Genomic DNA, 14978 nt, shown 5'->3' with positions numbered 1-14978 from the left:
CGTGTTTTGGAAAAAGATACCTATCAGTATCCGGGATACATGACTTGAATGATGACTAATACAATAAACTTTACGGTTGGTTTGCTTGCCTTGTTGGTAAGCTCTACACCTATTCTGGCGTATTCCGAACTCACATCACCGGACGAATGGCAGATATTGATCGGCACAACCGATGCAGGGTTGGATTACGCCAAAGTCTGGATTGATGCCCCTGAATATCGGCTGGAATTATCCTGCGACACGCGTGACGACAGCCAGATGTTTTACAAGCAGGTGTATTTTAGGCTGTTTGTGCCGTCTTTGCCAAACCTGTTCGCGCAAGGCGATATGAACGCAAAACTGTGGCTGTTTTTCGCACTTCCGGGTGGCGGCATATATGAGGAAAGCATTTCAGCGCACTATTATGATGGCGGCCCGCGCGATCAAGCCTGGCTTGGCATTTTTCCGGCGCAGTATTCAACACTGAACGTCATGGCGGCTGCCGATACAATTCAACTCCTTAATCCCGACGGAGAACCGGTTTTTACCCTGCCGACGAAGGGCGCTGAAGATGGAGTCGCTGCCATTCGTGAACAATGCAAGATCGGTTTGATGTGAACATCGTGAACGAGATTCGCAAATGCGGGAAATGCGCTGAATCAGCCTTGAAGCCGGTCATTCGTCATATGCAGATCTATAACAGTGTCACCACTTTTGAATGTGAGCACTGTGGCAACAAGGTTGAGATCATCCCGATGGCCAGCATCGGCATGCTTGGCACGGTTGGGCTGTTGGTGATGGCTTTCTGGGGCGTGGTCCTGTTTCGCGACGGAACGCATATTGGCATGCTCGGCACCTCCCTTTTCACCCTTGCAGGGCTTGCCCTGTTGGCGACACTTGTATCCAATTTACGGCCTCATGTGAAAAACCCGATTGACGGCAAGGGACGTTTGGCGGATGACGCGCAGCCGGATATTATGCTGAATGAAGCCGAGAGCCACATTGCGAAATCCCCCCTTACTTGGCTGGAAAATATGGGCCTCATCGCCGGGCTTGTTGCCCCTCTTCTCGTCATTGGCCTCGTTTTGGGGCTGGCCGCCATGATCGGCTATATCTCATTCACCTATTTTTGAGAATGGCATTTGGCAGCTCGCAAGAGCCGACGACCGGTACATCTGTACGGGTTGCTGCTGTTGCGTTTTGGTGTCTACTATTCGATGAGCTGACATACTTTAGTTGCCAAAATTTGACCAAATAGTGAAGCGAGATGGAGACATTGTCATGAAGAAAATAATCGTATTGTCGCTCATATTAACTGCAACCTTGGGCGGTTGCGCCCGAAATCCTGAGGTCGACAAGCTCTTATGGTGGGGCGTTGACCCGGAATGCAAGGAAATCTACGTACCGAATGAAGATGGCGATTATGTCCGGTCATGCGAGTATGATTGATGCATATGCTGTAAGCAGATATTCGTGGGCGTAACTGCGCAATAGGTAATACTCGGAAGAGGTTCAATGCATTTCTAAATGTGATATCATTTTAATGAAAGTTCGTGGAATTACGGTGACAGTTTGAATTGCGGTGACAAAATACGAAATTGTGATTTTGGCCGCAACTGTGGCACATGAACAAGTTGGAATTACGGTGACAGTTTACAAAATAGTTGAAGCCATTTCCCATTGGGCAGCCGTTTCGATTTGCTTCACTCCCAAGACATCAAACTTCCGTTGAACGCGATATTGCCTGTTCAATAAGCGGATAAATTGCGGCGTTATTGGTTTGCGCGACGTTGAACCGCATATATTCGGTCGCAGAATGCGACAGGCTAAAGGCATTGCCGGGCGCAAGTACCACGCCGGCTTCCAATCCGGTAGCAGCGACTTTTGTTGCGTCCAGACCCGTAGGCAATTTGCACCATAAAAACATGCCCGCATTTGGTTCAAGCCAAGGTTCTAACCCGATCTTTTTTAGATTTGCACAAACAGATGTCATGGCGTTGGCCAGTTGGGCGTGAACCCGGTTCATATGCTTGCGATAGGAACCGTCTTTTAAAACTGAAAGCACCAATTGTGCAGAGAGATTGCCACCGCCAAATGATGTGGCAAGTTTTAGATCGATAAGCTCTTCAACCCAATCCGCACGCGCTGCGATATAGCCGCACCGTATTGAGGCGGTAAGGGTTTTGGAAAAACTGCCTATATGTATAACACGATCCAAGCCATCAAACGCCGCTAGGCGGGTTGAAGGCTGGGGTTCGAAATCGGCGAAAATGTCGTCCTCAACGATAAGTAGTTTGTGTTGCTCCGCCAGCTTAAGCACCCGGTGGGCAACGTGGGGAGCAAGCGACGCACCAGTTGGATTATGTAGGGCAGAATTGGTGATATAGAGTTTTGGCTTATGCTGCGCCAATACCTGTTCAAATTGCACCAAGTCTGGTCCCGAGTGCGTATAGGGTACACTGACAATATTGACCCGATGCACACGCAGCAACGAATGAAAGTTGAAATAGCACGGGTCGTCAATCAGCACCGTATCGCCCGGATTGAGGAAGTATCGGCAAACCAAATCCAGCGCCTGAGTGCCCGATTCGGTGAGCAGGATTTGGTGCTCAGCTGCGCTGATCTCAAAATTCGCCAATCGACGCGACAGGAATTGCCTTAACTGAGGCAAGCCGTTTGGCGGTGCATAATCTGTCAAATCCGCATGCTCGTGCCGGGCGAGGGAACGTAGCGCCCTTTTAATGTCATCTTTGGGCATCCAATGGGATGGCAACCAGCCACAGCCCGGTTTGAATTTAACATCTTGAGATTGCAACGCATTCCTGGTTAGCCATAGGGGATCAATGTCCTGGTCCAGTTTCGGCCCAACATCGGCAATGGAAAAAGGTCTGGCCTGTGCGGCCACATAAAAACCTGAGCCGGGCTTTGAAATGATAATGCCATCTGCGGTTAGCCGATCATAGGCGTCCACCACCGTTGATTTTGATACACCCATTCTGTTCGCCATATCGCGAATGGAAGCGACCCTGCTACCCGGCAACGCGCTTCGGCTGGATATCCGCTTTTGCACTGCGTCCATCACTTGCGCCACCAAAGATGTGGTCTCTTTGGTATCTTCTTGTCGATTTTGTATCATTTGTACCGCTTTTGTCATCAATACACTTTTGTCAAATTGTATTGAAGTGTCGCTTGCGCGGCAAGTTGGAAATGCGCAATTTGCGGACAAAGGAGTACATGATGCGTTTTATCGGTGAAGGGTATGGTTATGGTTTTCTCGGGGTTGTAATATTCAGCGCGTCATTGCCTGCGACCAAAATTGCCGTCGGAGCGTTTGATCCGGTCTTTTTGACTTTTGCACGGGCATCAATTGCGGGCCTTTGTGCGCTGCTTTTGCTGTGGGGCTTTAAGGTTGGCCGTCCAGATCGAAATGATGTTGGCAAGCTCTTGATGGTGGCGGGTGGCGTAGTGGTTGGGTTTCCTTTGCTCACCGCATTGGCGCTGCAACACATCAATTCTGCCCGCTCCATTGTTTTTATAGGCTTGTTGCCGCTTGCGACCGCGACTTTTGCGGTGGTTCGTGGTGGTGAAAACCCGAAATCTGCGTTTTGGTTGTTTTCTATTGTGGGCAGCTTAGTCGTTGCTGGGTTCGCATTGGCGCAAGGTGGTCCCGGTTCGTGGTTGGGCGATATATTGATGCTGGGCGCGATTGTTGTGTGTGGCTTAGGCTATGCGGAAGGCGGCGCGCTATCGCGCAAGCTTGGCGGTTGGCAGGTAATATGCTGGGCGCTGGTTATCTCGCTGCCTGTGATGGTGCCGTTCGCACTTATCGGCATGCCTAAATCGTTTGTGCAAGTAGATATAGGCCAGTGGGTCGCGCTCGGCTATGTCTCATTGTTCAGCATGCTTACCGGGTTCGTATTTTGGTATCGCGGGTTGGCGCAAGGTGGGGTGGCTGCCGTTGGACAATTGCAATTGTTACAACCGTTCATGGGGCTGATGTTGGCCGCAACTGTGGCGCAAGAATATGTTGGTTGGCCGATGATCGCTGCAAGCGTTCTTGTGGTCGCCTGTGTTGCTGGCGCTAAGCGATTTGGTTAAGCAACTATGTACTCAGGCACGTTCCGGAGCAATTTTAACTCGCCAGTCCAACCTTTGCCACGGAAGACAATTTGACCTTATTTCCATTGATGGTCAGGATAGGTTCTTCGCCCGCAAAGTCGACGGTATCCACAATGCCTTTGGTCATTGTGTAATTGTCAATAATCTTACCGTCAGTGTTCTTCGCTTCAATATCAAGACTATATTGTCCTTCAGGCAGCAACGATCCGTCCTTGTCTTTGCCATCCCAGGTGTAAGTGCTTTCGCCTTGGGTTAACGCTTTTTCTTCAGTGAACACGACAGCACCGGCAGCGTTCTTGATGGTGATTTTGCTTTCAGGCGCGTCGCTGGTCAGGCCGTAAGTCCATTCTGCGTTGCCGTCTTTCATTTGCGCTTCATCACCAAATGCGGTAACCGCTTTGCCAATATAGGACACAGCTTGTGAGGCAAATGAGCCCTCGTTGGCTTTGATCAAGGCTTCCAGATATTCGTTGGTTTTGAGTTGTTGTTCAACGCCGGTAAATTCGACCATTTGCGAAGTGAATTGATTGGTGTCAAGGGGGTCCATCGGGTTTTGATTTTTGAGCTGGGTGGTTAGAATGCTCAAAAACGTGTCAAAATTCTCCGCAATGGTCTTGCGCGAACTGGTGAGGTCCGACTTCGTGGCGCCGATGCCGCTTGCTGGGGTAATATCCATATTTTACTCCTAGGCCCACACATTGAGGCCGCCGGGTCCGGCGGTGCCGCGATAGACGGTGGTTTCACTCAATGGGGCTTGTTCGTCCGGATTTGGTTCAGTACCTGCCGAACGTGAATTATTCTGATCTTGGCCTTGATTTTCGAATTGCGGGCTTGAATTTTGTCCGTCTTGTTTCAATGAAAACTGCAAGTTTGCGCGATCAGCGTTCAACCCAGCTTGCTGCAATGCACGCTCCAGCACCCGCGCGTCGCGCTGCAATAAGTCAAGGGTTTCAGCACGTTCCACCACCATCCGCGCGGTTACGTTGTTGCCTTCGATTTCCATGCGCACATCAATACGGCCCAATTCTGCTGGGTCTAAGCGCACCTCAAAACGTTGTATACCGGCACGGAATTGGCGCACAATTTCAAATGCGACGCCGGGGATATTGACCTGCCGCCCGGCCGTTTGGCTTTTGGCGGCGTCAATCAGGTTGGTTTGTTGCTGGAATGTTTCTATTTTTTGCTGTCCCAACAGTCTTTCGGTGCCGGTTTCCACGCCGTCCAATTCAGTCGGCAAAGGAGCGGTCGCTGTAGCGACCAATGCGGGTTTTTGCAATTCTGGATAGGCTGCCGCAGCTTGTAAGTTGGCTTCGCGCGTGGCCTGCCCAAATGTCATTCGAGCAGCGGGTAATTCAGGTGTTTGAGCAGAAATAGCATCGGCGAAGCCAGTTGGGACCTGCGCGCTGTTCGCTCTTTTTGGATCAGCATTTTGCTGTTGCCCCAAATTGGCCAATTGCGCCAATATGTCAGGTTTGGCACCGTCAGGTGTTGGCTTGGGCGCTTCAGCAGTTGCTTGTGGCTGTGCATTGGCGCGTGCAGCAGTGCTATTTGGGTCAAGAGCAAGCGGTGCAGTTTTTTCAGGTGCACCATTTACCGCTTCTGGTGAAGCTGGACTTAAAGTGGGATTTGCGTTCAGTGGTGATTGACCGGAGGTCGAAAACGCTTGTCGCTGAGCTGGATTTGCTTGGGCTTCAAAAATTGAGTTGCCAAATGGCTTCGGCTTACCCTCCAACTGCGCTTGCGCTTTTAGTTGAGCTGCAACTTGGGCAGGCAGGGTCGGTAATTTATCAGCCAATTGATTGAGGCGATCAATCATCTGGTTTATGTTTAGTGACGCTTTTTCACCATTCGGATTTTGTCCGCCGCCTGGTGCAGTTCCGCCCATTTGGGTCAGGATGTTTTCAAGCCGCTCCATTAAATTGCCAACTTTGGCAAAGTCACTGACGCCCTTTTTGCCTGTATCAAGGCCTGCTTGGCGCAACTCAGATAGTTGGGCTGCAAATGCGCCGATTGGACCCTTGATCGCGAGTTCGGGTCGGTTTGGGTGCGCGTTGATGGTCTCAACAAGTTTACCCAACGCGTCGCGTGCTACGTCCAATTGCTCTGTCGTTGGGATTTGCAGTTTGTCAAAAGCGTTGGCCAGCGGCACCAGAGCGTCGGCCATGCCTGCCAGTGCGTCAACAATGTCCTGGGTTTCAGGCGTGACATCGCCCGATTTCAACTTTTCAATATTGAGTTCGTTTTGACCGTTTGCATTGCCTGCAACCAACGCCGCCAACAGGGCTTCAAATCCGGTTCCACCCTCGCTAGGTTGGCCTGAATTGACAGTTCCCGCGTCAGTCGTGATTTCGCCTGCCAATTCAAAGCCTGGAAAACTCGCCGCTGCTGATAAACCAATTTGCACGTTTAATACCCACTCATCGAACTTTTGACATGTGTCCACCCACATTGATGCAAGTAGTGGGCCAAGTTTTGGCGGAATAATAGTTGTAGCAAAATCAAAGTGTTGCTTGTTTCGTGACCAACAAATTTGTGTCCGGATTGTTGTTGCACGGAAAATATTGCGAGGTGAACGGCAGAAAATGCCGATCTGAGCTGGTGACAAGGTTGCCGAAAACTATTGTTATTTGCTGCCAAAATTGTTAGATCGCGTCCATCCGTTGGCCCTTAACCCCAATTTGGATGGAGAAAAAATGAATTCGCTTGGACTTAATAAGCGCCCAGAGGACACGCGCGTTGTTGTTGCGATGTCGGGCGGCGTAGACAGCTCGGTTGTTGCTGGCCTTATGGCGCAAGAGGGATATGAAACCCTTGGCGTTACCCTCCAACTTTATGATCATGGCGAAGCGATGCACCGCAAGGGTGCGTGCTGCGCGGGTCAAGATATTCACGATGCGCGGCGCGTTGCTGCGGCGATCGGCATTCCGCATTATGTGTTGGATTATGAAAGCCGTTTTCGCGAAGCTGTGATTGAGGACTTTGCCGACAGCTATGTGCGCGGCGAAACACCAATCCCTTGCGTAAAGTGCAATCAAACCGTCAAATTTGTCGATCTGATGCGTGTCTCCAAAGAGCTTGGTGCAGATGTTTTGGTGACGGGGCACTATATCCAGTCGCTTGAAAAGGATGGTCGCTGGGGCATGTATCGGCCAAATGATCATGCCCGCGATCAAAGCTATTTCCTGTTCGCAACAGATCAAGAGCAATTGGACTTTTTGCGCTTTCCCCTGGGCGGCATGACGAAGGATGCCGTGCGCGATATTGCGCGTGACATGGGCCTTGTGGTTGCAGAGAAAAGCGATAGCCAAGATATTTGTTTCGTGCCGAACGGCAATTATGCGCAAATCATCGCGAAGCTTCGGCCTGAGGCAATTGGCAGCGGCGAGATCGTTCATATGGATGGGCGCGTGCTTGGCGAGCATAAGGGCATCATTCATTACACGATTGGCCAACGTAAAGGCTTGGGCATTTCAGCACCTGATCCACTTTACGTGGTCAAGCTGGACCCAGACGCAAAACGCGTCATCGTTGGGCCATATGCGGCGTTGGCGACGCGGTCTGTTCGGCTAAAGCAAGTCAATTGGCTCGGTGCAAAATCGCTTGCGGATATTGAACGCGACGGCCCGATCGAAATTGAAGCCAAAGTACGCTCAACCCGCCCCCCGCAACCGGCACGCCTTAGCGTTGTTGATGGCATCGTGGAAGTTGAACTCATCGGCGGTGAACATGGCGTTTCTCCGGGGCAAGCTTGTGTGTTTTATGCTGACGATAGCGAGAACAGTGAAGTGCTTGGTGGTGGTTGGATCACTGAAGCGGTGAGTGCCAAGGCGGCTTGACGCCGACCTTGACCGATTTGTGAGGCGTCACCCCACCCTTAATCCCTCCCCATCAAGGGGAGGGAGATGATTTTCGCCCCCTCATGGTGAGCTTGTCGAACCATGGAGGCCGTGCGCTGATATGATCCTTCGACAAGCTCAGGATGAAGGTTCGATTGTTGTGCTAGGCACCACGCAATTTGGTAATTGTCGTGGTTGGTGAAATCGCTTCGGGGTCAATTTTGATGTGAATGATTGAAGGTTTGCCTGAAGTTCGGGCGCGGTCGAAGGCATCGGCAAATTGTTCTGTGCGTTCAACCGTTTCGCCGTGGCCGCCATAGGCGCGGGCGAAGGCGGCGAAATCTGGGTTGACCAAATTGGTGGCGGAGATGCGCGCAGGGTAATGCTTTTCTTGGTGCATGCGGATGGTGCCGTAGATGCCATTGTCGATAACCAAGGTGACCACGTTGGCACCCGATTGCATGGCGGCGCCAAACTCATTGCCCGTCATTTGAAAGCACCCATCGCCTGCAAAGCAGATCACGTCGCGTGTCGGATGGCGGAGCTTGCCCGCGATAGCGGCGGGAAGGCCATATCCCATGGAGCCTGAAGTTGGGGCAAGCTGGGTGCCATATTGTTTGAAACGCCAAAAGCGGTGCAGCCAAATGGCATAGTTGCCCGCGCCATTGGTGAGGATTGCATCGTCGTTGAGGGCGTCGCGCAGGTGAGACATGATCTTACCCATTTGCACATCGCCCGGGGTGGTTGGCAGATTGTCGGTCCATGCGTGATAGGCCGTGTTTGCGGCTTTGGCGGCGCCTGTGTCGGGGCGAGCAGGAATGTTTTCAACCGCGTCAAAGAATGCGCCCGGTGTGGCGTTGATCGCCAATGTTGGCGTGTATATCCGGCCCAGCTCTTCAGCGCCAGAATGCACATGAATGAGAGTTTTGCCAGGATTTGGCATGCCCAAAAGGGTGAAGTTTTGGCTGGGGTTTTCAGAAAAACGTGCGCCGAGTAAAATCACGCAATCGGACTGTTCAATGCGCTCATTAAGCGCTGGATTGATGCCCAACCCAACGTCACCAGCATAATTTTGGTGCGTATGATCAAACAATTGCTGACGACGGAACGAGCAGCCAACGGGCAAGTGATGCTTTTCGCTAAAGGCTTGGAGTTGGGCGACCGAAGTTTCATCCCAACGGGAGCCACCAACGATGACAATTGGGTCTTTTGCCGTGGCCAAAAGCTGGGCAAATTTTTCAGCTGCCTTTTTAGTCGGGGCGGGTTCGGCCACTTCGACGAAGGTGCACGGATCAACGTCCACCATGTCGCGCAGCATGTCTTCGGGCAGAGCCAAAACCACAGGGCCGGGGCGACCGCTCATGGCGATGTGGTAGGCGTGGGCGATCACTTCGGGAATGCGGGACGCGTCGTCGATCTCTTCAACCCATTTGGCGAGGTCGCCGAAGGTTTGGCGGTAATCAACTTCTTGGAAGGCTTCGCGGCCCTTCATTGCACGGCCAATTTGGCCAACAAACAGGATCATGGGCGTTGAATCTTGTTTGGCAATATGTACGCCAGCGGCGGCGTTGGTGGCGCCGGGGCCGCGGGTGACCATACAAATGCCGGGGCGGCCCAGCATTTTGCCGTCGGCTTCAGCCATGATCGCCGCGCCGCCTTCATGCCGGGAAGTGATCACATCGATATTGCTGTCGTGCAGCCCGTCCAAAACGGCGAGATAGCTTTCACCGGGCACACAGAATACGCGGTCTACGCGCTGGGCCTCAAGGCATTTCACCAAAATTTCGCCGCCGGTCATTTTTGCCATTTGAAAATGGTCCTACTGTTTATTGTTTTTGAGTTCTGCCAAAATCTCAGCGCGGTGCTGATCGAGTTTTGGCGATGCATCATTGAGTGTCAATTCAGCATCAGAAAAACTGATCGGGGTGCGCACGCCGGGCACGCCATTTAGGTCGAGTTGCATGCCGCGAGAAATGACCTGCGGGTCTGCAAAGACCTCATCGATATTGTTAATCGGTCCAGCAGGAACGTTGCACTTGTGCAAGGCTTCCAGCATTTCCCATTTGTCCCATCGGGCAAAAGCCTTAGCCAAAATTCCAGTCAGGGTTTCGCGATGGATTTGGCGCGCCGAATTCGTGGCGTAGGCCGCATCGCTTGCCAGATGGTCAAGTTCTAACAGATGGCACAGGCGTTGGAATTGTCGATCATTGCCTACCGCCAAAATGATGTGGCCGTTTTTCACTTCCAGCACTTGATAAGGCACAATGTTGGGGTGGGCGTTGCCCATGCGTTGTGGCGCAATACCGGACACAAGATAATTCATGGCTTGGTTGGCGAGAACGCCGACCATGGAATCCAAAAGCGCCAAATCAACTTGTTGGCCCAATCCGGTGCGTTCGCGCTGCCACAGGGCGGCTTGAATGCCGATGGTGGCGTAAAGCCCAGTCATAATGTCGGCCAAGGCCGTGCCGATTTTTTGCGGTTCACGACCCGGTTCGCCGGTGATTGACATCATGCCAGACATGCCTTGCACGATAAAATCGTAGCCCGGTTGTGCGGCGTATGGGCCGGTTTGGCCAAAGCCGGTGATCGAGCAATAGATTAGACGCGGATTAATTTCTTTTAGGGTCTGATAATCAAGGCCGTATTTTTTCAAACCGCCAAGCTTGAAGTTTTCCACCAGCACGTCCGACTGTTTGACCAATTCGATGACGATTTCGCGGTCGGATTCTTGCGTGAAATCCAAAGCAATCGAACGCTTGCCCCGGTTGCAGGCGTGAAAATAGGCGGCGGACCTGTCGCCTTCACGCTCGACAAAGGGAGGCCCCCATGTGCGGGTGTCATCGCCTTGTGGGCTTTCCACCTTGATCACATCGGCACCAAGATCGGCGAGGGTTTGGCCAACCCAAGGGCCAGCCAAAACACGCGCAAGTTCGAGGACTTTGAGCCCTTCAAGCGGCTTGTTCATCAAAAGAACGCCTGCAACCCGGTTTGTGAGCGCCCAAGGATTAGTGCGTGTACGTCGGCGGTGCCCTCATAGGTGTTCACGGTTTCAAGGTTGATCATATGGCGCATGACTTCGAACTCGTCAGAGATGCCGTTGCCGCCATGCATATCGCGGGCCATGCGGGCAATGTCCAACGCTTTGACGCAGTTGTTGCGCTTCATCATTGAGATCATTTCAGGGGCGGCATTGGCGTCGTTCATCAAACGACCAACACGCAGCGAACCTTGCAGCCCGAGCGTTATGTCGGTCATCATGTTGGCCAATTTCATTTGGAACAATTGCATTTGCGCCAAAGGTTTGCCGAACTGTTTGCGCTCCATGCCGTATTTGTTGGCCGCGTGCCAGCACGCTTCTGCAGCGCCCATTGCGCCCCACGAAATGCCGTAGCGGGCGCGGTTCAAGCAGCCGAATGGACCTTTAAGACCTTCAATATGTGGCAGTAAAGCATCTTCGCCCACTTCTACATTTTCCATCACAATTTCGCCGGTGATCGAAGCGCGAAGCGAAAGTTTTCCGCCAATTTTAGGCGCTGAAAGGCCTTTCATGCCTTTGTCCAAAACAAAGCCACGGATTTTGTTGTCGTGGGCATCAGATTTTGCCCATACCACAAACACATCAGCGATTGGGCTGTTCGAAATCCACATCTTTGAGCCGTTGAGCACATAGCCATTTTTGGTTTTGGTGGCGCGGGTCAACATGCCGCCGGGGTCAGAACCTGCATCGGGTTCGGTGAGGCCAAAGCACCCGATCAGATCGCCAGCAATCAAGCCGGGAAGGTATTTTTGGCGTTGCTCTTCAGAGCCGTAAGCGTAGATCGGATAAATAACTAGAGACGATTGCACCGACATCATGGAGCGATAACCGCTGTCAACGCGCTCAACTTCGCGGGCAATCAATCCATAGGCCACATAGCCCATGTCAACGCCGCCATATTCTTCTGGAATGGTGGAGCCGAGCAGGCCCATATCACCCATTTCTTTGAATAGGGCTGGGTCGGTTTTTTCTTCGTTATAGGCTTCGCGAACGCGCGGACGCAGCTTTTCATCAGCAAAGGCGCGGGCGGTGTCTTGCACCATGCGCTCTTCTTCGGTCAGCTGATCATCCAGCCGAAATGGGTCTTGCCAAGTGAATGCCCCCAGGTCAGGGCGGTCTTTATCGCGAATGCTTGGGCGCTTCGTTGTCACGGGTCATACCTATGGTTATTTTAAACTTCAAATAGTTTATCAGATCAATAGGGTCTATTCCAACGATAGATGCGCATTTGTTCATGCGCAAAATGCATTTAAACCAAAAGTTGGACACAGTTCTTGACGGAAATCAGGCGTAACTGCATAAGATGCAAGTTATTAGCGGGTGTAGCTCAATGGTAGAGCAGCAGCTTCCCAAGCTGACGACGGGAGTTCGATTCTCCTCACCCGCTCCACTTATCCCAGCCGATAGACATCTGTTGGCAAGCCACTTTCATCGAGTCCACTTGAAATCAGCTCAAACCCCAGGGATTTGAGGATTTTGATCGAGGCTGCATTTTCTGGGTCGACCGTGGCGCGCAGGCGGGTGAATTGTCGGATAGACAACCCATCGTCGACGATTTTAGTGGCAATTTCGCGGCCATAGCCGTTGCCCCAAGCACAAAACTCCAAGCCATAGATAATTTCTGGTGATGTGCCTTGCGGGTGGACGATACCGCCCCAGCCGATCATTCGTTTCGTTGATTTTTCTATGATGGCGCCAGCGCAGGTGCCATGTTTTTGAATTGAGGCAAATGACGCAGCGACCCAACGCCTAGCTTGTTCGTCGCTCATGGCAGTGGAGTTGTCTACCCATTTGGAAACACGGCTGTCAGAAAATATTTCGACAATGCGTTTTGCGTCTGCAGCGATAAAGGGGCGCACGAAAAGACGTTTTGTTTCAAGATGATAATTCTTGTTATCGTTGCTCTGCTGCGCGTGGGTCATGCGCAAGTTTACGAGCTGTCGCGAAGGCAGGCAACCAAGAATTTTGCTTGCACGAAGCCTAGTCGTTGCAGATTGTTTTGACGATGCTGGACAGCGAAGTGGCGATTTCATCAAGCTGGCTTGCATATCGCGCATGCTTGCGCTCCATCATAAATGGGTCTTCGCTTGTATGGATCGAGCCGTAGAAAAAGTCATTTTGTTCGCTGATTTTCGCGCAATGTTCCAATGCAATAGAGCATTTGCGGGCTAATTGATGGGAAGCTGTACTATCGGGTTCAACGGACTTTGCTTCCAATTGCGCTTTGTCAGCAATTTGACGCATTTTGCCAATGCTTGTGTTGATTTCCGAAAGGCGTGAGAGGGTTTGTTGGCGGGTGAGAGGAATTGGTTTTTTGAGTAATTTGCCGCTTTCGTCACGTGTTGTAAGTGCGAAACCTTTGGGCGTGCGGAAGATTTCGGGCAACAAATGATCAAGGAAGTTTCGTTTGACGGTGGCAAACATGATTTCTTACACTCGAATTGGTCTGATGTAATATGTTGTGCGGCAAACTACTATGTAAAGATTTAGCAAAACTTAAACCTGTGGTTGTGATGCGCAGTAGTACAAAGTTAATGGGCAGGCGTGGAGCAAAGAAATTCAGAATATAAGTTTTATCATGTGGTAAAATATTTTCAGTTGGAGTATTGGCAATTATAATACTGCATTTTCTGACAATGTACTTAAGTCGTTTACATGTGTACTGCTGAGTGTGCTGCTGCGGCAAGTGGATATGCCGTTTTTTGGTCAATGGTGGTTGTTGAACAAAATCTCGCATGCCACAGATGCCAGGTTTTTCGTGATTGCGGATTCGTGAGCTTGAATGACCACATTCTCCCCTTCGGCTTGCCGGAAGGGGAGTTTAGGCGCGGTGCGCGGTAAATAGGATGAGACCAAATTGGGGTCTTAGAACGCTTTGAACGTTAAAGTTGTCAGCGACCTCGATATACCGGGAATATCAACGATATGGTCGTTGAGATACATTCCCACGTCTTCGCCTTCGGGGATGTAGATTTTCATCAGCAAATCGAAATCGCCGCTGGTGGAATAGAGTTCTGAAGTAATTTCGCGCTCGTAAATGGCATCGGCGACTTCGTAAGTCTTGCCGGGGTGGCAACGCAGTTGCACAAAAACACAAGTGGTCATAGTTGGGTCCTTACATGCCAAAGTTCGGGGAACAATTCTACCTCAAGCATACGCCGAAGATAAGACACGCCGCCAGTACCGCCGGTGCCCCGCTTAAATCCTATAATTCGCTCAACTGTTGTAACGTGATTAAAACGCCAGCGGCGGAAATAATCCTCAAAATCAACAAGCTTTTCAGCGAGCTCGTAAAGCGTCCAATATTCGCCTGTGTTTTGATAGATCTGTTTCCAAGCCAGTTCCACACCATCGTTTGGTTGATGTTGTTCGCTCACGTCGCGGTTTAGGACTTCTGTCGGCACTTCAACGCCTTTGCGGCTGAGCAGGCGCAGTGCCTCATCGTAAAGGCTCGGTACCAGCAATTCGGCTTGCAGTAAAGCATGGGTTTCGGGTTTGTGGGCGTGTGGTTTGAGCATCGCTTTGTTGCGATTGCCCAACACATATTCAACCAAACGATATTGGTGTGACTGAAAGCCTGAAGACTGGCCAAGCGTGTTGCGAAACTCTGTGTATTCACTTGGGGTCATGGTGCGCAAAACGTCCCATGCATTGTTGAGCTGTTCAAAGATTCGGGCGACGCGCGATAGCATTTTGAACGCTGGTGGGAGATTGTCGGTTTTGATGGCTTCGCGCGCGGCGCTTAGTTCGTGGATTGCGAGGCGCATCCACAACTCGGACGTTTGATGCTGGATGATAAACAGCATTTCATCATGGGCTTTGGATAGCGGATGTTGTGCATCAAGAATTTTGTCGATCTGCAAATAATCGCCATATGACATGCGTCCGTCAAACGACATTTGCGCGCCTTCTTTGGCGGGATCATAAGGTTTGTTTTCGTTGGTCATTTGGTGCGTCCATTGTTGAATTTCAGCATTGCCCGAATTTGGGCGAAGAACAATTGC

15 protein-coding genes and 1 tRNA gene are annotated in these 14978 nt (G+C 51.3%); 6 read left to right on the top strand and 10 right to left on the bottom strand.

What is annotated here, in order from left to right; all coding sequences use genetic code 11:
- Window positions 1-48: 48 nt before the first annotated feature.
- The 3 genes from ACJAZW_RS06945 to ACJAZW_RS06935 all read left to right on the top strand — a co-directional run bounded on the left by ACJAZW_RS06945 (window position 49) and on the right by ACJAZW_RS06935 (window position 1428).
- Window positions 49-597, top strand: a complete 549-nt coding sequence (locus ACJAZW_RS06945) for a hypothetical protein (protein ID WP_415156422.1) — start codon at window positions 49-51, stop codon at window positions 595-597.
- A 5-nt stretch (window positions 598-602) separates the two neighbouring features.
- A complete protein-coding gene (locus tag ACJAZW_RS06940; protein ID WP_415156420.1) occupies window positions 603-1112 on the top strand; it encodes a hypothetical protein in 510 nt (169 codons plus the stop codon).
- Window positions 1113-1260: 148 nt separating this feature from the next.
- The gene (locus tag ACJAZW_RS06935) at window positions 1261-1428 is read left to right on the top strand and encodes a hypothetical protein (protein ID WP_415156418.1); all 168 of its coding nucleotides are present in this window, start codon (window positions 1261-1263) and stop codon (window positions 1426-1428) included.
- A 268-nt stretch (window positions 1429-1696) separates the two neighbouring features.
- Here ACJAZW_RS06935 and ACJAZW_RS06930 read toward each other — a convergent pair whose 3' ends face one another.
- Window positions 1697-3115, bottom strand: a complete 1419-nt coding sequence (locus ACJAZW_RS06930) for a PLP-dependent aminotransferase family protein (RefSeq protein ID WP_415156416.1) — start codon at window positions 3113-3115, stop codon at window positions 1697-1699.
- Between the two features lie 101 nt (window positions 3116-3216).
- Here ACJAZW_RS06930 and ACJAZW_RS06925 point away from each other — a divergent pair, with 101 nt between their 5' ends.
- On the top strand, window positions 3217-4077 hold the full coding sequence (locus tag ACJAZW_RS06925) for a DMT family transporter (RefSeq protein ID WP_415156455.1): 861 nt from the start codon (window positions 3217-3219) through the stop codon (window positions 4075-4077).
- A 34-nt stretch (window positions 4078-4111) separates the two neighbouring features.
- Here ACJAZW_RS06925 and ACJAZW_RS06920 read toward each other — a convergent pair whose 3' ends face one another.
- Window positions 4112-4774, bottom strand: coding sequence for a flagellar hook assembly protein FlgD (locus ACJAZW_RS06920; protein WP_415156414.1), 663 nt, complete (start codon window positions 4772-4774; stop codon window positions 4112-4114).
- Between the two features lie 9 nt (window positions 4775-4783).
- Entirely contained in the window at window positions 4784-6502 is a 1719-nt protein-coding gene (locus ACJAZW_RS06915; RefSeq protein WP_415156413.1) for a flagellar hook-length control protein FliK, read from the bottom strand.
- 289 nt (window positions 6503-6791) lie between these two features.
- Here ACJAZW_RS06915 and mnmA point away from each other — a divergent pair, with 289 nt between their 5' ends.
- Window positions 6792-7934 carry a tRNA 2-thiouridine(34) synthase MnmA gene (mnmA, locus tag ACJAZW_RS06910; RefSeq protein WP_415156411.1) on the top strand — a complete coding sequence of 381 codons (1143 nt, stop codon included), beginning with the start codon at window positions 6792-6794 and terminating at the stop codon, window positions 7932-7934.
- Window positions 7935-8097: 163 nt separating this feature from the next.
- On the opposite strand, the gene ACJAZW_RS06905 is transcribed toward mnmA, so the two are convergent.
- Genes ACJAZW_RS06905 through ACJAZW_RS06895 form a run of 3 tightly spaced genes read right to left on the bottom strand, consistent with a single transcriptional unit; the run spans window position 8098 to window position 12125 of the window.
- The gene (locus ACJAZW_RS06905; protein ID WP_415156409.1) at window positions 8098-9741 is read right to left on the bottom strand and encodes a thiamine pyrophosphate-binding protein; all 1644 of its coding nucleotides are present in this window, start codon (window positions 9739-9741) and stop codon (window positions 8098-8100) included.
- Window positions 9742-9753: 12 nt separating this feature from the next.
- Window positions 9754-10902 (bottom strand): CaiB/BaiF CoA transferase family protein, encoded by a 1149-nt coding sequence (locus ACJAZW_RS06900; RefSeq protein WP_415156407.1) that lies wholly within the window; start codon window positions 10900-10902, stop codon window positions 9754-9756.
- Window positions 10902-12125 carry an acyl-CoA dehydrogenase gene (locus tag ACJAZW_RS06895; RefSeq protein ID WP_415156405.1) on the bottom strand — a complete coding sequence of 408 codons (1224 nt, stop codon included), beginning with the start codon at window positions 12123-12125 and terminating at the stop codon, window positions 10902-10904. Before ACJAZW_RS06895 ends, ACJAZW_RS06900 begins: the two co-directional genes overlap by 1 nt.
- Before the next feature lie 165 nt (window positions 12126-12290).
- Here ACJAZW_RS06895 and ACJAZW_RS06890 point away from each other — a divergent pair.
- Window positions 12291-12364: transfer RNA gene (locus ACJAZW_RS06890), tRNA-Gly, on the top strand.
- A gap of 1 nt (window position 12365) precedes the next feature.
- On the opposite strand, the gene ACJAZW_RS06885 is transcribed toward ACJAZW_RS06890, so the two are convergent.
- From ACJAZW_RS06885 to kynA, 4 genes are all read right to left on the bottom strand, one after another.
- Window positions 12366-13031: a GNAT family N-acetyltransferase gene (locus ACJAZW_RS06885; RefSeq protein ID WP_415156403.1), complete on the bottom strand. Its 666-nt coding sequence runs from the start codon at window positions 13029-13031 to the stop codon at window positions 12366-12368.
- Window positions 12955-13398 carry a hypothetical protein gene (locus ACJAZW_RS06880; protein ID WP_415156401.1) on the bottom strand — a complete coding sequence of 148 codons (444 nt, stop codon included), beginning with the start codon at window positions 13396-13398 and terminating at the stop codon, window positions 12955-12957. Before ACJAZW_RS06880 ends, ACJAZW_RS06885 begins: the two co-directional genes overlap by 77 nt.
- A 441-nt stretch (window positions 13399-13839) precedes the next feature.
- Window positions 13840-14079 (bottom strand): Lrp/AsnC family transcriptional regulator, encoded by a 240-nt coding sequence (locus ACJAZW_RS06875; protein ID WP_415156399.1) that lies wholly within the window; start codon window positions 14077-14079, stop codon window positions 13840-13842.
- Window positions 14076-14921 carry a tryptophan 2,3-dioxygenase gene (gene kynA, locus ACJAZW_RS06870; RefSeq protein WP_415156397.1) on the bottom strand — a complete coding sequence of 282 codons (846 nt, stop codon included), beginning with the start codon at window positions 14919-14921 and terminating at the stop codon, window positions 14076-14078. The genes ACJAZW_RS06875 and kynA overlap by 4 nt, the downstream gene beginning before the upstream one ends.
- Between the last annotated feature and the right edge of the window lie 57 nt (window positions 14922-14978).

Origin of the sequence: Maritalea sp., assembly GCF_047634455.1 — a bacterium.
Lineage (GTDB): Bacteria > Pseudomonadota > Alphaproteobacteria > Rhizobiales > Devosiaceae > Maritalea.
The sequence above is the reverse complement of the archived record's forward strand: the minus strand, read 5'-3'. Positions and strand labels throughout refer to the sequence as shown.